The organism is Candidatus Manganitrophus noduliformans, from assembly GCF_012184425.1.
Taxonomy (GTDB): domain Bacteria; phylum Nitrospirota; class Nitrospiria; order SBBL01; family Manganitrophaceae; genus Manganitrophus; species Manganitrophus noduliformans.
In genome coordinates, this window is sequence record NZ_VTOW01000001.1 from 1,624,250 (window position 1) to 1,639,715 (window position 15,466).

Below are 15,466 nucleotides of genomic sequence, written 5' to 3' on the forward strand. Positions count from 1 at the left end.
ATGATTCGAATCGTTTGTGTGGTCGGCGCGAGGCCGAACTTTGTGAAAATCGCCCCGTTGGTCCGGCACATCAAGGAAGAATGGAGCGACACGTTTGAGGCGACGCTGGTCCATACCGGCCAGCATTACGACGAAAAGCTCTCTCAGGTCTTCTTCGAAGAGCTTCACATCCCGCAGCCCGATGTGAACCTCGGCGTCGGCTCCGGGACGGCGACGCGGCAGATTGCCGAAATCATGCAGCGATTTGAAGAGGTCCTCCTTTGGAAGAAACCCGACCGGGTCGTCGTGGTCGGCGATGTCAACTCCACGTTGGCCGCCGCGCTGGCGACGGAGAAGATGGGGATCCCGCTCGCGCATGTCGAGGCGGGGCTCCGCAGTTTTGACCGGGCGATGCCGGAAGAGACCAATCGGGTCCTCACCGACCGGCTCTCCGATCTTCTCTTCGCCACGGAGGAGAGCGCGGTTCAAAACTTGCTAAACGAAGGGGTCGAGAAAGATCGAATCTTTTGGGTGGGGAACTTGATGATCGACGCTTTGATCAGTCATGCGCAGGAAGCCGAGCGATCGACGATTCTCAATCAGATGAACGTGGCCCCCCGGCAGTATGCCTTGGTCACCCTGCATCGCCCCTCCAACGTCGACACTCCGGAGGGGATCGGCCGAATTTTGAGAATTCTCTCGGGGGTGGAAAAGCAGACGCGGGTGCTCTTCCCGATCCATCCGCGGACCCGCGGGCGGATGGAGGAGTTCGGTCTGGCGTCCGAGATCCGGGCCCTTCAAAATCTGACCCTCTGCGAGCCGGTCGGTTATCTCGATTTCATCCGGCTGATGCGCGACGCCAAGATGGTATTGACCGATTCCGGGGGGATCCAGGAGGAGACGACCGCGTTGGGGATTCCCTGCCTGACCCTTCGAGAGAATACGGAGCGGCCGGTCACCATCACGGAGGGAACCAATCTCCTGACCGGAACCGATCCGGAGCGGGTCCTGGCGGCGGTGATCGACATCCTGGAGGGGCGCGGGAAGCGGGGGAAGATCCCGACCCTCTGGGACGGCCAGGCGGCCCGTCGCATCGTCCGGGTTTTACAGGGTCAATCGACGCGTCGGGAGCCGAGCCAAGAGGTTCCTCTCTCGACGACCCTCCCCCGTTCTTAGCGGAGACTGTGACGTGGCGCAGATGGAAACAGCTCGAACCCCTTTTCCGAAAGGGCGCTTCGGCGGATCGATGACCGCTCTCGGCTGGAGGAAAACGGCGGAGGTTTCGGCGACGGGAGGCCGATCGTTTCAGGAAACGGAGGCCCCCTCGCGGCAAGAGCGGATCGCCTACGGCGCGCTCCTCTTGTTTGTCGCCCTCATCTACATTACCCCCGGGACCCTTTATCCGCCGCTGGAAGCGGTGCCGATCGCCAAAGGGGTGGCGGTGATCTCTTTTCTCTTTCTCTTCTCCGCCCTGCGAGCGAAGGGGGTCTCCTGGAGGCTCTCCGATCCGGCGACCCTCTGGCTGATCGCCTTTGTGGCGATCGGAGGATTGTCGATTGCCACCTCCCTCTGGCGGATCTATTCCTTGAATGCATTTCTCGATCTCTTGAAGCTGATCCTGGTCTATCTCCTGGTCCTCCATCTCGTCGATCGCCTGGAGCGGGTCCGCCGCCTCTTCTGGGTGATGCTCTGGGCGGGGATGGTCCCTGCGGCCGGGACGCTGGCGCACTATCTCCTGAAGATCGATCTGGTCGAGGGGTATCGCGGCGCCTGGCGGGGGGTTTACGCCGATCCGAACGATCTCGCCTATAACCTGATCGTGTTGATTCCGATCGGCCTGTCTCTTCTGGAAGCGGAGCGATCGTTTGTCAAAAGAGGTCTTGTCTTCGGCATCTTGACCGTCTTTATGGTGGCCATTTATGTGACCTTTTCCCGGGGAGGGCTCGTCGGGCTGATGGCCGTCTTCTTCTTCCAGATCCTCCGCTCCCGGAATCGGATGCTCCATTTTTCGCTCGCAACGATTCTCTTGATGGTCTTCCTGGCGGTGGCGCCGGCCCGGTATTGGGAGAGGGCCGAGACGATCTTGAAGTTCCGCCACGACGAATCGGCGATGGGGCGGGTCTATGCCTGGCAAGCGGGGCTGTCGATGGTGGCCGATCGGCCGCTCCTCGGCGTGGGGCTGGGCTGTTTTGTCATGGGCTGGCCGATCTACGCCCCCGCCGAAGCGGGGACGAAGTGGCGGGCGGCGCACAACACCTTTGTGGCGGTCATGGGGGAGACCGGCCTGCTCGGACTGGCGGCGTTCGGCGCCTTTATCGGAACGACCTTGCGGGGGGCGCAGAAAGTCAACCGTTTGGCCCGCCCGGCGCCGCGGCCGCTCTTCATCTCCCCCTCCATCGAAAAGAAAGAACCGGCCGAAGCCCCTTCCGTGACAGAAGCAAATCGGCGGGCGGCGCTTTATGCGCGCGGTGTGGAGATCGCCCTTTGGGGATTCCTGGCGTGCAGCTTGACGCTCGGGATCGCGCGAAGCTGGCCCCCTTACCTCTTCGCCGGCCTGGCCGTGGCCCTTTACACCCTCAGAATGGCCGGCGTTAGAGAAGCGCGTGGAGAATTCAAATGAAGCCGCCCCGGCAGAACGACATCTTAAAAGGGGTCGAGGCGGGATCGGGAGAGTCGATCGATCTCCCCCCGTCGCCTCCGAAAGGAGAAGCCAAACCGGCTTCGATCAACAAGCAGGCGCTGACGTTGATTTTCGGGCGGGGTCTCTCCTCCAGTTTTACTTTTTTGATTCCGATCATCCTCGCCCGCTATTTGGCCCCGGCCGAATATGGCACCTACAAGCAAATTTTCCTGATCTATGCGAGCCTCTTTTCGATCCTTCCGTTCGGGATTATCCAGAGTCTCTACTATTTCGTGCCGAAGGAGCCGGAGCGGATGAAAGCGTACCTGGTCCAGGCCTTTCTTTTCCTGCAGGGGTCCGGGCTGATCGCCCTTCTCTTTCTGGCCTTTTTTAGGGAGAGCATCGCCCTACAGCTCAGCAATCCCGGCCTCGCGCCGTATCTCTTCCAGATGGGAGTGTTCATCTTCTTGATGCTCTCTTCCGCTTATTTCGAAGCCCTTCTGATTTCTTCTCAAAAGATCGGCCAGGCGGCGCTGCTCGGCTTTGTCTCGGAAGCGACCAAAACGGCGAGCATGTTGATCCCGTTGACCCTGACCGGACGTCTCTCCGACCTGATGTGGGGGATGAACCTTTTCGCTTTTTGCCGGTTCTGTTTTGTCTTCGTCTATGTTTTCCGGAGCTATTCCCTCTCCTGGAGGGACGTCCAGTGGCCCGCCTTCCGGCAGCAGATGGTCTATGCGATTCCGTTCGGCCTGGCGGTGATTCTCCAGGTCTCCCAGGACCAGTTCCATCAATATGTCGTCGCCTACTCCTACAGCGCCGCCGTTTTTGCCGTCTATTCGGTCGGGATGTTCCAGCTTCCGATCGTCGAGCTGATCTACACCCCCATGTCGCAGCTCTTGATCGTTCGGATGGCGGCGCTCCGGCAGCGGGCGACCCGGGAAGAGATCATCTCCCTCTGGTTCGATATCACCCGAAAATTGGCGATGGTCTTTTTTCCCGTCTTTGTCTTTTTGCAATTGATGGCCCGCGAGCTGATCGTTCTTCTCTTCACGCCGACCTATCTTGCCAGCGTCCCCCTCTTCCGCGTCGCCCTCCTCTCGTTGCTGACCGCCATTATCCTGACCGAAGGGGTGCTTCGCGCCTACGCGGAAACCCAGTTCATTCTCAAGACCACCTTCATGAAGCTGGTGCTCACCTTGATTTTGATCTTCCCCTTTCTGGCCTGGTTCGGGCTTTCCGGGGGGGTGGTCACGCTGATCGTGGTGCTGGCGACGGCGAAGACGTTGATGCTCTGGAAGGTCTCGCGTCTGATCCCGCTCCCGCTGGCCGCCCTTCTCCCGTGGCGCGATCTCTTCAGCATCGTCTTTTTTTCGCTCCTCTGCGGGATTCCGGTTCTTTTTGTCAAAAGTTTCGAGATCGCCTCGCCGCTCCTTCTTCTGGGGGTGTCGGCGGCGGTTTTTGCTCTCTTTTATCTGATTTTCCTCTTCACCTCGCACCTGATCACCTTTGATGAGAAGCGAGAGATCGCCCGAATGGTCCGGCGGATGGGATCGATTCTTCCGGCGGCGTCCAAATCGTAGTGAGGGTTGTATTGATGAAACCGACCGTGCTCCACCTGATTGATTGCCTCTTTATCGGCGGCGGCGAGATGCAGATGGCCGATCTGCTCCGGCGGATCGACCGGGAAAAATTTCGCCCGCTGGTCGGCTGTCTTCGCAAGCAGGGGCAGCTGGTTCCCGTTCTGGAGGAGGCCGGGATCGTCGTCGAAGAATTTCCGGTCCGCGGGAAGCTCTTCTACCCCCGCTCGATCCGGGAGATTCTTCGTCTGGCCCGGTTCATGCGCAGGGAGCGGGTGCGGATCGTCCATACGCAGGATCTCTACTCCCACCTTGTCGGCATCCCCGCCGCGTTGATCGCGCGGGTGCCGGTCGTGATCACGAACCGGCTCGATTTGGGGCACACGATGAAGCGATGGCATCGCTTGGCGCTGAAGCTGCTGTCGTTCGCGATCACCCGGGTGATGGCCAATTCCGAAGGGGTCCGGACGATGCTGATCGAGGAGGAGAAGATCGATCCGGGGAAGATCGAATTGATCTACAACGGGGTCAACCTCGATCAATTCCAGATTCCGTCGAAGGAGAAAGGACCGGTCCCCCTTGTGCGTGATCTCCGCCTTGAGCCGGGGGACCGGCCGATCGTCGTGGTGGCGAATCTCTGGCCGGTGAAGGGGCATGAGATTCTCTTCGAGGCGGCGGTTCGGGTCACCGCCTATTACCCGACGGCGAAGTTCGTCCTGGTCGGAACGGGGGCGGCGCGCCGGGCGATTCTCGAAGCGCGGGCGCGGGAACTCGCGATCGACAAACAGGTCCTCTTTCTCGGCCCCCGGCAGGACGTTCCTCAGATTTTGCCGCAGATGGAAATTTCGGTCCTCCCCTCGCTGGCGGAGGGTTTCTCGAATGCGATTCTCGAATCGATGGCGGCCGGCCTTCCGATGGTGGCGACCGACGTCGGTGGCAACCGCGAAGCGATCGTGGAAGGGGAGACCGGTTTTCTGGTGCCGCCGCGCGATCCGGAGACGCTGGCCGACCGGATTCTCCGACTCCTGGGCGATCGGGAACGGGGACAACGGATGGGAAAAGCGGGGCGGGAGCGGATCGAGACGACTTTCTCGCTTCAGCGGATGGTGACCGAGACGGAGCGTTTTTATGAACGGCTGCTGGAAGAACGGGGGGCGGGGGCCCGGGGCCGGGGGCCGGAGGGTCAGAAAATCGAAGCCGATCTCTCGCGCGTGAAGGTATCTCCATGATGAAGGTCCTCTTGATCGGTGATTATCCCCCCCCCTACGGCGGGATCTCGGTGCATGTGCAGCAACTCGCCGACTTCCTCCGGCGGCAGGGTTCCGAGTGTGTCGTGCTTGACATCGAGCGCGGGACCGATCCCAAACCGGGAGCGATTCGGTTCAATGGGTATCTCGGTTTCCTCTGGACGTTGATCCTTTTTTCCGGACGGGGGTATGTGAGCCACATCCATACCAACGGCCACAATTTCAAGAGCTGGCTGGCGATCGCGGTCACCGCCTGGGTCGGTTTTTTCTTCGGCCTACGGAACATCGCCACCGTTCACTCCGGACTGATGCCCGAATATGCCGCCGGGGGTCGGCGCCGCAAACTTTTGATCCGGGCCGCCGTTTGGCCGCTGGGAGGGGTGATCGCCGTCAATCAAAAGATCGAGCGGGCGCTTCTTGAGATCGGTGTTCCGCCGTCGCGCATCTCGGTCCTCCCGGCCTTCGCCCTCGGGCCGCGCGCCGAGGTGGTGCCGGGGTGGGCCGGAGATTATCGAAAACGGTTCTCTCCCCTCATCGCCTCGGCGGTGTATCTGGAAAAGGAATATGGGACCGATCTGCTGGTGAGCGCCTGCGCGGCGCTTCGGGAAAAATATCCGCGCCTCGGCTGCATCATCATGGGCTCCGGTTCGGAGGAAGAAGCCATTCGATCCCAGATCCGGGGGGAAAAAGGGGAAGATTTTCTCTTCCTGCTCGGAAACGTTCCTCATGATCTCTGTCTCTCTCTGATGGAGCGGTCCGATCTTTTTGTCCGTCCGACCCTCTTCGATGGGGATGCGATTTCGGTTCGGGAGGCGCTGGCGCTCGGTGTCCCGACCGTGGCGAGCGACGTCGGGTTTCGGCCTCACGGAACGCGGCGCTTCACGCCGGGGGACGTCGCCGACCTGGCGCTTCAGATCGATCGGGCGCTGCAGGAGGGGCGGCCCCCCGCCGCGGCGGAGGAAATTCCAGAAAATCTGGTCCTCCTCCGGGGGGTGTATGAGCGCGCGGTAAAGGAGAGACGATGAAGCGATCGGTAGAGCAACAAGAAAAGGGGCGACCCCTCTTCTTTAAGGACCCTTTGATCACCCTCCGGCGTGAGAAAAGCGAAGAGCCGCTTCGTCCAAGCCGGCCGCTTCAGACCGTTTTTTCCAAGAATGGGGCGCCCCCTTCTCCCGGGACCCGCACGTTCTTGGGGGAGGAGGTCGATTATGTCGAGCGAGAGGAGCCGATCGACCGCGCCTCCCCCGCCTGCAGGCAGAAACGCTCGGTCCTGTTCGTCAAGCCGGACTACTCGATTGTTCGGGACCTTTTTTCGGGGGAGGGGGTCGTGAATATCGACTGGCTTCATTCCTTCGCGCCGCAGGCGCGGATCGAAGGGAATCTGGCAGAGGGGTTCCATATCACTACCCCCGACGGACGCCTCTGGCTGGTCGCCTTCGGAACGCACATGAAGGGGGTCGAGGCGCGACTGAAGTCGACGGAAAAGCAGGTGGTGGTTCGGAGCGCGGGGCCGCTCCCGATCTCCCTGACCACGCTGCTCTATCCGGACGATGCTTCCTCGCAGAGCCGGTACGATTTCAAATCGCTCTACTTTCCTTCGATCGAGGGGGGGAGCGCCTTTGAGGTTCTGACGGCGACCCACACCGATACGTTCCTCTTCGCACCCGCCCGGAAACGGCTTGCCCTTTCCAACGTCCGGTTCGAAGGGGAGCAGCTCTTTGTGCGACGGGACTATGTCGGGGAGATCGCGCGGCTCTTCGCCCTCTCCGGCCGATTCTGTTACTGGGAAGGAAAAACCCTTTTCGAGAGCGCGCAGCCGGTCCCCTTCCTCGAACTCTCTTATCGCGGAGAAATTTTGCACGTTCGGGGAACCCTCTCGGGACCGATCTCCTTTTATGCCGACGGGGTCGAGGAGGTGCATGTGAATGGAGAGAAGAGCTATTTCACGCGGGACAGGGATCGATTGATTCTCCATTTTTGAGGGGCGACGATGTGCGGCATTGCAGGGTGGGTTGAAAGAGATCCAAGACAAGAAGTCGACCGCAGTCTGCTTGAGCGAATGACCGATCTGATCCGGCATCGCGGTCCCGACGCGGGGGGGCTCTTTACCGAGCCGGGAATCGGTCTGGGGCATCGGCGGCTCTCGATCATCGATCGGGAAGGGGGCCGGCAGCCGATGACCAACGAAGACGGATCGGTCTGGATCGTCTTCAACGGGGAGATCTACAACTTCCAGGAGCTTCGTCCCGAGCTGATCCAGCGGGGACATCGGTTCGCCACCCGCTCCGACACCGAGGTGATCCTCCATGCCTATGAAGAGTTCGGCCCCGACTGTCTCCGGCGGCTGAGGGGAATGTTTGCCTTCGCGATCTGGGACCGCGCCAAACGGCAGCTTCTTCTGGCGCGCGATCGCCTCGGCAAAAAACCGCTCTACTACACGCGGCGCGACGGCGCGCTCCTCTTTGCTTCGGAGGTGAAAGCGCTTCTGACCGTGCCGGGGGTGACCCGGGGGGTGAACTGGGAGGCGATCGATCCCTATCTCTCGCTCCGCTACGTTCCCGGTCCGATGACCCTCTTTCAAGACGTCACCAAGCTGATGCCGGGGCACTATCTTCTCTTTAAAGAGGGAGAGGTGAAGGTCCAGAGCTATTGGGATGTGGCGTTTCGAGAGGAGGGGGACGGGAGAGAAAATCTGCAGGAGCAGTTCGAAGCGCTCCTGAAAGAATCGGTCCGAATGCGGTTGATGAGCGAGGTGCCGCTCGGCGTCTTCCTGTCGGGGGGACTCGACTCCAGCGCCATCGTCGCCGAGATGACCCAGATTTCGAAAGAGGGGGGATGGGACCGGCCGATCCAGACCTTTTCGATCGGGTACGACGATCCGAAGGCGAACGAGTTCGCCTACGCCCGGGAGGTGGCGAAACATTTTGGAACCGATCACCACGAGTTTCTCCTGGAAGGGGATGCGTTCCATAATTTCATTCCCAAAATGGTCTGGCATCTCGATGAGCCGATGGCCGATCCTTCCTGCGTCCCCTTCTTTTTCATTTCGGAATACGCGAAGAAATCGGTGACGGTGGTTCTTTCCGGGGAAGGGGCCGATGAGATCCTGGCGGGGTATGGACTTTATCAAAAAATGCGCCTCATCGATCAGGTTCAGAAAAAGGTGCCCGCGTGGCTCCTGGGCGGTGCCGCGTGGTTGTTATCAACACGGCGGGCGGCCCGCTGGCGGAAATATGCCGAGTGGATCGATCGCCCGCTGGAAGATCGGTATTGGGGGGTCTCGCGGGTCTTTACAGAGAGCGCCAAGCGCGAGCTGCTTCAACATCCCGACCCAGGTCGATCGGTCGCCGCCCTCTTCAAAGCGTATTACCGGAAGAGCGCCGGCCTCGATCCGCTCAACCGGATGCTCTATCTCGACACCAAGGTCTGGCTTCCCGACCAGATCCTGCTGAAGGCCGACAAGATGACGATGGCGAATTCGCAGGAGCTGCGGGTTCCGTTCCTCGATCACAAACTGGTCGAGTTCGCGGCGACCCTCCCGATCCACCGGAAGCTTTCCAAGGGGGTGGGGAAACGCCTTCTTCGCGAGGCGATGGCCCATCGTCTCCCGGAGCGGATCCTGACCCGGTCCAAAAAAGGATTTCCGATTCCGGCGGTCTGGTTTCGGAAGGAGGTCCTGCCGGCGGCGCGCGCGCTCTTCTCCGAGCGCGGCTCGCTCATCGGCGAGGTGATGCGAAAAGAGAAGGTGGCGCAGATGTTGGCGGAAGAGGAAGCGCATCCTTACACCCGTCACAAGGAAATCTGGACATTGGTGATCCTCGATTATTGGCACCGGATTTTTATTCGACAAAAAGGGAGTTGAACAAATGAAGGAGAGCGCCGTTCGTGTTCCGTCGGATCTGTCGGGTAAGGTGGGCAGCTCCACAACCCTGGAGGAGACCGTCCGCCCTTTGATTGAACTGTCGATCAAAGGATTGGAGCGGATGTGGATGAAAGATCAAGGACTCTTCTGCTTTACGGTGCGCGACGGCCAAAACGGTCCGGCGCCGGAAGGGGTCTCCCTCCGTTATACGGCGATCACTCTTCTCGGCCTGCATCGCGCTGCAACGAACGGCTGGCCGGTTCCGCTCGATCTGAAGTCGATCCTCCGTCAGACGATCGAGGCCGCGCCGACGACACGGAACATCGGGACCCTGGCGCTGATCCTCTGGGCGGGGGCGGCTCTGACGCAAAAGGTCGATCCGAAGGTCGAGGCGGCGATCCGGTCGCATGGCCCCTTTTATCAAGAAGCGGGCAACGGGGTCTATGCAACGACCGAGCTCGCCTGGCTGTTGATCGCCATGATCGAGGCGGCGGAGGTCACCACGGGGGCCGAGCGGCGCCGGTTTGAAGAGACGGCCCATCTCGCTTACCGGCTTCTGAAGCGGAATTTCAATCCGAGGAGTTCGCTGTTTGCTTTCTCCATGCAACTCTCCAGCAGCTGGACGCGGCCCCTTCGGAGCCGGCTCGGCTTTTTCGACGGGCAGGTTTATGGAATTTATTCCTTCGCGCAGTATGCGCGGCATTTCTCGGACGGGGAGGCCCTCTCCCATGCGAAGCGCTGCGCCGAGCGGATTTGCGATTTCCAGGGGGGGCGGGGGGAGTGGGCCTGGCACTACAATGTCCTGCGGGGAAAAATGGTCGACCGTTATCCGGTCTACGCCGTCCATCAGCATGGGATGGCGCCGCTCGCCCTCAAAGGGCTCTCCGAAATCTCGACCGGCGATTACCGTGTTGAGATCACCCGGGGGCTTCGGTATCTCTTCGGCGAGAATCCCCTCGGGTTTCAATTTGTCGATGAGGCGCATTCGGTGATCTGGCGATCGATGAAGCGGCGATCTCCGATGGCGAAGGCGATCTACATCAATAAGGTCGCAAGCTTCGTCGGCCCCACCGGCTGGATCTCGGCCCTCGATCACCCGTCGCTGATGATGATCGATCGCGAGTGCCGCCCCTATGAGCTTGGATGGCTGCTTTTTGCCTTCTCGGACATTCCGCCGAAAAAAGAGGGGGGCCATGGACCGGCCGTCTGAACGACAGATCGGGGCGCTTCATATTCACTCGGACACTTCGTATGACGCCGAGTGGCCGCTGGCGCGATGCAAAACGGTCTTCAAAGCGGAGGGGTATCACTTCCTGGCGATGACCGAACATGCGGAGGGGCTCGACTCGGAGCGGGTGGCGGCCTGGCTGGACGCGTGTGATCGCCTCTCCGATTCGGACTGTCTGCTCCTCCCGGGATTCGAGTTCTCGGTCGGACGGAATATCCATCTCCTCGGGTTCGGCATCCGGAAGTTGCTCCGCGGCAGGTCGATCGAAGCGCTGATCGATCAGATCCATGAGGCGGGGGGGGTGGCTGTCTTGGCCCATCCGACCCCGGCGGCGCTCAACCTGATCTATCCCGCGGCCGAAGCGCTCGATGGAATGGAGATTTGGAACACCCGCTATCACAAAGGAAGCCGTCTGCCGCTCCGGTTGTTGCGGGCGCTGGAGCAGCTCCGAGAGACGCGGCCCGCTTTTCACGGCTTTGCCGGGATCGATTTTCACAAAGGGACGCAAGACCGGCGGCTTTCCGTCGCCGTCGAATCGCCCCGAACGGCGGACGGCATTCTGGCGGCCCTGCGGGCCGGACAGTTTACGATCCAACGGGGTCCCGTTTCGATCCCTGCGACCGGGTCGCTCTCGCTGGGAGAGCAGATCAAGTTCGCGCTTCAAACCTCTTTTTCGCGGATGGAATCGGATGCGGTCTCTTCTTAAGCGAAAATTGCAGCGGGGGATCAAGTGGATGGTCCGCCTCTTTTATCCCTTCTATCTTCTGATCGATTTTTTCAGGAGACGAGAAGAGGTCCGGATCTTGATGTACCACAAGGTCTCCAACTTGCCGCCGGAGCGGGAGGTTCCCTATTGCAATGTCCCGGTCGCCTCCTTCGAGGCGCAGATGCGTTTTCTGGCGAAGAGCGAGTTGGAGGTGGTCGCATTGGACGATCTCGGGGGCCGGCTGGAAGGAGGGTCTTTCGGAAGGGGACGGAAAAAAGTGGTGATCACCTTTGATGACGGTTTTCAGGATAACTATCTTTATGCCGCGCCGATTTTGAGGCGGCATCGGTTGCCGGCGACCTTCTTCGTGATCACCGGGGCGATCGGACGCAATGCCCCTTTCGATCACCTTCAATGGGATGAATCATCGTTGGCCGATCATGCGGCGCACCCGGAGCCGTGGCTCCCGATGACCTGGGGGATGCTCGGCGGGTTGAAAGAGCAGGGCCATGCGATCGGATCCCATACCCGGTCCCACCGCTCACTTGCCGGGCTGACCCGGAGCGAGGTTTTGGACGAAGTCGCCCAGTCGAAGAAAGAGTTGGAGTCGGGCCTGCAGACGGCGATCACTCTCTTTTCTTATCCTTTTGGTTCCGCAGTCTATGGCGATTTGAATGAGGGGACGGAAGAGGCATTGAAAGAGGCGGGATACCGCTTTGCCTGCACGACCAAATGGGGGGCCAACCTGGCTGGGGAGAACGGCTATCGGCTCAAGCGAATTCCGGTTTATGACCATGACACCCTCTTCGATTTCAAGTGCAAGGTGGTCGGCGCGGCCGATTGGGTCGGATGGTTGAAGGATGGCTGGCAGAAGAGATTCCGGCGGGACGATAAAACCGAGTTCATCCCGACGGTCCGAGAAGAGGGAAGAGAGATTTCCATCAACACGGAGAGATCGTCATGAAGGTATTTGTGACCGACGGCGCACAGAACCATGCCTTGGCGGTGGCCCGCTCGCTGGGAGCCAAAGGGGTCGAGGTGGTGGTCGGGGAGTCTTCCGTGCTTTCCAAGGGGGGATTCTCCCGCTATTGCCGGCAGCGTCGGGTCTATCCCTCCCCGGCGGAGAGTGTCGGCGGCTTTCTCTCCTGGATGGTCGAGGAGATGAAAAAAGGGGAGTATGATTTCCTCCTGCCGATGACGGAGGGATGCCTGCTGCCGATCTCGGCGAATCGGGATCGTTTTCTTCCTTATGTCCGTCTTCCGCTCCCCTCGCATGAAGCGATCTTTCAGGCCTGCAACAAAGCAGACACCCTCGCCCTCGCGCAGCAGGAGGGGGTTCCGATTCCGCAGACCTGGTTCGTGGAGGAGCTGACGGAGCTGCCGGCGCTTGCGAAAACGATTCCCTATCCGGTCGTGATCAAGCCGAAGTGGTCTTCCTTTTGGAAGGGAGACCGGATGATGTCGGGAGGAGGGGCGGCGTATGCCTTCGGGCCGGAGGAGTTGGTGGAGAAGTTCCGGCGCGTCCATCAAGAAATTCCGTTCCCGTTGATCCAGTCGTTTGTTCCCGGAAGAGGATACGGGCTTTACGCCCTCTTCGAGGAGGGACGGCCGCGGGTCTTGTTCGCCCATGAGCGGCTGCGGGATGTCCGGCCGACCGGCTCGGGGAGCGCCTTGCGGCGGAGCATCCCCCCCGATCCGCTGTTGACGAAGCATGCCGTATCGCTCCTCAAAGCGCTGAAGTGGCACGGGGTGGCAATGGTCGAATTCAAGTGGGAGCGGGAGCGCTCCGAGCCGGTTCTCATGGAAATCAACGGGCGTTTCTGGAACTCCCTTCCGCTGGCGATCGCCGCGGGGGTCGACTTCCCCTGGCTGTTGTTGCAGATGGCCCAAGGAAAGCCGTTCGACGATTTTCCGGCGTATCAAACCGACCTCCTCTGCCGGTGGTTTCTCGGCGACTGCCGCCATCTCTTCTCCGTTTTGCGCGGGGCGCCGCCGGGATGGCCAGTCCCTTTTCCGGGGCGGGGGAAGACTCTTTTAGACTTTTTAAAATCACACCGGCGGGGGATCGTCTCCGACACCTTCCGATGGGAAGATCCGATGCCGGGATTGATCGAGTGGCTCTATTTTGCTTTCACGAAAGCGCCCGGATATTTTCGAAGCTCCAAGAGGAGGCTCGCCAAACATGCCGAACCGGTTTAAGGCCGCCCTTCACCTTCATACTACTTATTCGGATGGGGAGCTGACCCTGGAAGAATTGAAAGCCCGGTTCCAGAAGGAGGGGTTTCAATGCTTGATGATGAGCGATCATGCCGAATCGATGACGCCGGAAGGGATGGAAAGGTATGTTGCTCAATGCCGCGCCCTCTCCGACGATCAATTCTGCATCGTCCCAGGTCTTGAGTTTGCATATCCATTTGAGAGCGGCAGTCTTCACCTGCTCGGTTACGGTGTCAGTCGGCACCGACGCGAGGAGGAACCGGTCGAGATGGTCAACACGATTCATCAACTGGGAGGGGTCGCGGTGTTAGCCCATCCTTATCCGCCGTTGTTGCCTCAAATCGCTCCGATGAAAGGGACGATCGATGGGATCGAGCTCTGGAACACGAAGTACAACGGCCGGATCGCCCCCGCGCTTTGGAATTACCAGCTCTTGAAGGAGGTGAGGAGACTCCGGCCGGAAGTCCTCGGTTTCTACGGCACCGACTTTCATTGGAAGACGCAATACGCCGGGCTGGCGGTCTGGATCGAGGCCGACGCGCTGACCCCGGCATCCCTTTTGGCGGCGCTTCGAAACGGAAAGTTCTATGCGGAAAAAGAGGGGATGCGCCTTACCCCGGACGGCTCCCTCACCTCCGATCAGAAGTCTTCCTTCGAAAGAAAGGAGCGGTTTTATCGGCTCTGGAGAAAGATGGTGGTCGGCGCGCGGGGCCCCTTCAAGGCCCTTCGTCTCCCGATCCCGCAGCGGCTCAAGGCGATGGCAAGGAAAGTGCTCTAATTCATAGGGGGTTATCATGCTTCAGGGAAAAGAGATCATCTGTTTTGCGAACGATTGGGACGGCGATCCATTGAGCAAGAAACATATTATGAAACGGCTGGCGCAGCAGAATCGCATCCTCTGGGTCAACTCGATCGGAAATCGGAGCCCGAAGATCAATAAAAAAGATCTCGGCCGGATTTTCAGGAAGGCGAACCAATTTTTCCAGGGGGTCCGCGAGGTAGAGAAGAATATCTACGTCTTCTCGCCGGTGATGATTCCCTTCTACCATTCGATGGCGTTCCGAAAGGCGAACCAGCTCCTCTTGGCCGCGATGATCCGGCGGCAGTTGAAGCGCCTCGGTTTCTCCAAGCCGATCACCTGGACCTTCGCCCCTTCCTCCGCCGATGTGGTGGGACGGCTCGGCGAATCCCAGGTGATCTATCATTGCGTCGACGAGTTCTCCGCTTTTTCGGATGCGCCTCAAACGGCGATTCAAAAGATGGAGGAGACCCTTCTGAAGAAGTCCGATGTGGTGATCGTTTCGGCGAGCACCCTCCAGGAGAGCAAACGGCGGTGGAATCCGAACACCCACCTCGTTCGCCATGGCGTCGAGTACGATCACTTCAGAAAGGCGCTCGATCCTGCAACGGCCATTCCTCCGGAACTCGCGGCCCTGCCGCGGCCGATCATCGGGTTTCACGGGCTTGTGGCCGACTGGATCGACCTCCCCCTGATCCGGAAGATGGCGATCCAATATCCCAAGTGGTCAATTGTTCTCTTGGGATCGGCCACGACCGACCTCTCGCAGATCGCCGGATTCAAAAATGTCCATCTCCTGGGAAAGCGTCCCTATGAGAGTTTGCCCTCTTACTGCAAGGGATTCGATGCGGCGATTCTCCCCTTTGTGGTGAATCGTCTGACGCTGTATGCGAATCCTCTCAAGCTCCGGGAATATCTGGCGGCCGGCCTGCCGGTGGTCTCGACCGATCTTCCGGAGGTGCGGAGCCTCGGGGGAGACATCCGGATCGGCCGAAGCCACTCCGGTTTCATCGAGCAGGTCGCCGATCTCGTTCAGAAAGAAGGGACGGGTCCTTCTCTTGCGCGTTCCAAGAGCATGGCGCAGGAGAGTTGGGATCACAAGGTGGAGCTTCTCTCGATGCTGATCGAGAAGGGGGCTTTATCCCGGGAGGGAGATCATTCCCGCGCGTCAGTAATAAGTCCTATCAGTCATTTAGGTCCGATCGGTCGTATAAGACCGATGAAGTGA

13 protein-coding genes are annotated in these 15,466 nt (G+C 60.0%); all 13 read left to right on the plus strand.

Going from position 1 to position 15,466, the window contains the following annotated elements; translation table 11 throughout:
* The 13 genes from wecB to MNODULE_RS08035 are packed head-to-tail and all read left to right on the plus strand — an operon-like array spanning position 1 to position 15,466.
* Positions 1 to 1,155: a non-hydrolyzing UDP-N-acetylglucosamine 2-epimerase gene (gene wecB, locus MNODULE_RS07975; RefSeq protein ID WP_168058899.1), complete on the plus strand. Its 1,155-nt coding sequence runs from the start codon at positions 1 to 3 to the stop codon at positions 1,153 to 1,155.
* 22 nt (positions 1,156 to 1,177) lie between these two features.
* Complete coding sequence (locus tag MNODULE_RS07980) at positions 1,178 to 2,599, plus strand: O-antigen ligase family protein (RefSeq protein ID WP_238339406.1); 1,422 nt, start codon at positions 1,178 to 1,180, stop codon at positions 2,597 to 2,599.
* Positions 2,596 to 4,182: a lipopolysaccharide biosynthesis protein gene (locus MNODULE_RS07985; RefSeq protein WP_168058901.1), complete on the plus strand. Its 1,587-nt coding sequence runs from the start codon at positions 2,596 to 2,598 to the stop codon at positions 4,180 to 4,182. The genes MNODULE_RS07980 and MNODULE_RS07985 overlap by 4 nt, the downstream gene beginning before the upstream one ends.
* A 14-nt stretch (positions 4,183 to 4,196) precedes the next feature.
* Positions 4,197 to 5,408, plus strand: coding sequence for a glycosyltransferase (locus tag MNODULE_RS07990; protein WP_168058902.1), 1,212 nt, complete (start codon positions 4,197 to 4,199; stop codon positions 5,406 to 5,408).
* On the plus strand, positions 5,405 to 6,451 hold the full coding sequence (locus MNODULE_RS07995; RefSeq protein WP_168058903.1) for a glycosyltransferase family 4 protein: 1,047 nt from the start codon (positions 5,405 to 5,407) through the stop codon (positions 6,449 to 6,451). The genes MNODULE_RS07990 and MNODULE_RS07995 overlap by 4 nt, the downstream gene beginning before the upstream one ends.
* A complete protein-coding gene (locus tag MNODULE_RS08000; RefSeq protein ID WP_168058904.1) occupies positions 6,448 to 7,407 on the plus strand; it encodes a hypothetical protein in 960 nt (319 codons plus the stop codon). Before MNODULE_RS07995 ends, MNODULE_RS08000 begins: the two co-directional genes overlap by 4 nt.
* Before the next feature lie 9 nt (positions 7,408 to 7,416).
* Entirely contained in the window at positions 7,417 to 9,288 is a 1,872-nt protein-coding gene (gene asnB / locus MNODULE_RS08005) for an asparagine synthase (glutamine-hydrolyzing) (RefSeq protein WP_168058905.1), read from the plus strand.
* 4 nt (positions 9,289 to 9,292) lie between these two features.
* Positions 9,293 to 10,498, plus strand: coding sequence for a hypothetical protein (locus MNODULE_RS08010; RefSeq protein WP_168058906.1), 1,206 nt, complete (start codon positions 9,293 to 9,295; stop codon positions 10,496 to 10,498).
* Positions 10,482 to 11,222 (plus strand): PHP domain-containing protein, encoded by a 741-nt coding sequence (locus MNODULE_RS08015; protein ID WP_168058907.1) that lies wholly within the window; start codon positions 10,482 to 10,484, stop codon positions 11,220 to 11,222. Before MNODULE_RS08010 ends, MNODULE_RS08015 begins: the two co-directional genes overlap by 17 nt.
* Positions 11,206 to 12,186 (plus strand): polysaccharide deacetylase family protein, encoded by a 981-nt coding sequence (locus MNODULE_RS08020; RefSeq protein WP_168058908.1) that lies wholly within the window; start codon positions 11,206 to 11,208, stop codon positions 12,184 to 12,186. The genes MNODULE_RS08015 and MNODULE_RS08020 overlap by 17 nt, the downstream gene beginning before the upstream one ends.
* Positions 12,183 to 13,421, plus strand: coding sequence for a carboxylate--amine ligase (locus tag MNODULE_RS08025; protein WP_168058909.1), 1,239 nt, complete (start codon positions 12,183 to 12,185; stop codon positions 13,419 to 13,421). Before MNODULE_RS08020 ends, MNODULE_RS08025 begins: the two co-directional genes overlap by 4 nt.
* The gene (locus MNODULE_RS08030; protein ID WP_168058910.1) at positions 13,405 to 14,217 is read left to right on the plus strand and encodes a PHP domain-containing protein; all 813 of its coding nucleotides are present in this window, start codon (positions 13,405 to 13,407) and stop codon (positions 14,215 to 14,217) included. The genes MNODULE_RS08025 and MNODULE_RS08030 overlap by 17 nt, the downstream gene beginning before the upstream one ends.
* 16 nt (positions 14,218 to 14,233) lie before the next feature.
* Positions 14,234 to 15,466 (plus strand): glycosyltransferase, encoded by a 1,233-nt coding sequence (locus tag MNODULE_RS08035; RefSeq protein ID WP_168058911.1) that lies wholly within the window; start codon positions 14,234 to 14,236, stop codon positions 15,464 to 15,466.

Bases quoted from the DNA above. Each gene is read 5' to 3' on its own strand.
- asnB (WP_168058905.1), top strand. From the start codon at position 7,417: ATGTGCGGCATTGCAGGGTGGGTTGAAAGAGATCCAAGACAAGAAGTC.
- MNODULE_RS08010 (WP_168058906.1), top strand. From the start codon at position 9,293: ATGAAGGAGAGCGCCGTTCGTGTTCCGTCGGATCTGTCGGGTAAGGTG.
- MNODULE_RS07995 (WP_168058903.1), top strand. From the start codon at position 5,405: ATGATGAAGGTCCTCTTGATCGGTGATTATCCCCCCCCCTACGGCGGG.
- MNODULE_RS07980 (WP_238339406.1), top strand. From the start codon at position 1,178: ATGGAAACAGCTCGAACCCCTTTTCCGAAAGGGCGCTTCGGCGGATCG.
- MNODULE_RS07985 (WP_168058901.1), top strand. From the start codon at position 2,596: ATGAAGCCGCCCCGGCAGAACGACATCTTAAAAGGGGTCGAGGCGGGA.
- MNODULE_RS08000 (WP_168058904.1), top strand. From the start codon at position 6,448: ATGAAGCGATCGGTAGAGCAACAAGAAAAGGGGCGACCCCTCTTCTTT.
- wecB (WP_168058899.1), top strand. From the start codon at position 1: ATGATTCGAATCGTTTGTGTGGTCGGCGCGAGGCCGAACTTTGTGAAA.
- MNODULE_RS07990 (WP_168058902.1), top strand. From the start codon at position 4,197: ATGAAACCGACCGTGCTCCACCTGATTGATTGCCTCTTTATCGGCGGC.
- MNODULE_RS08030 (WP_168058910.1), top strand. From the start codon at position 13,405: ATGCCGAACCGGTTTAAGGCCGCCCTTCACCTTCATACTACTTATTCG.
- MNODULE_RS08035 (WP_168058911.1), top strand. From the start codon at position 14,234: ATGCTTCAGGGAAAAGAGATCATCTGTTTTGCGAACGATTGGGACGGC.
- MNODULE_RS08020 (WP_168058908.1), top strand. From the start codon at position 11,206: ATGCGGTCTCTTCTTAAGCGAAAATTGCAGCGGGGGATCAAGTGGATG.
- MNODULE_RS08015 (WP_168058907.1), top strand. From the start codon at position 10,482: ATGGACCGGCCGTCTGAACGACAGATCGGGGCGCTTCATATTCACTCG.
- MNODULE_RS08025 (WP_168058909.1), top strand. From the start codon at position 12,183: ATGAAGGTATTTGTGACCGACGGCGCACAGAACCATGCCTTGGCGGTG.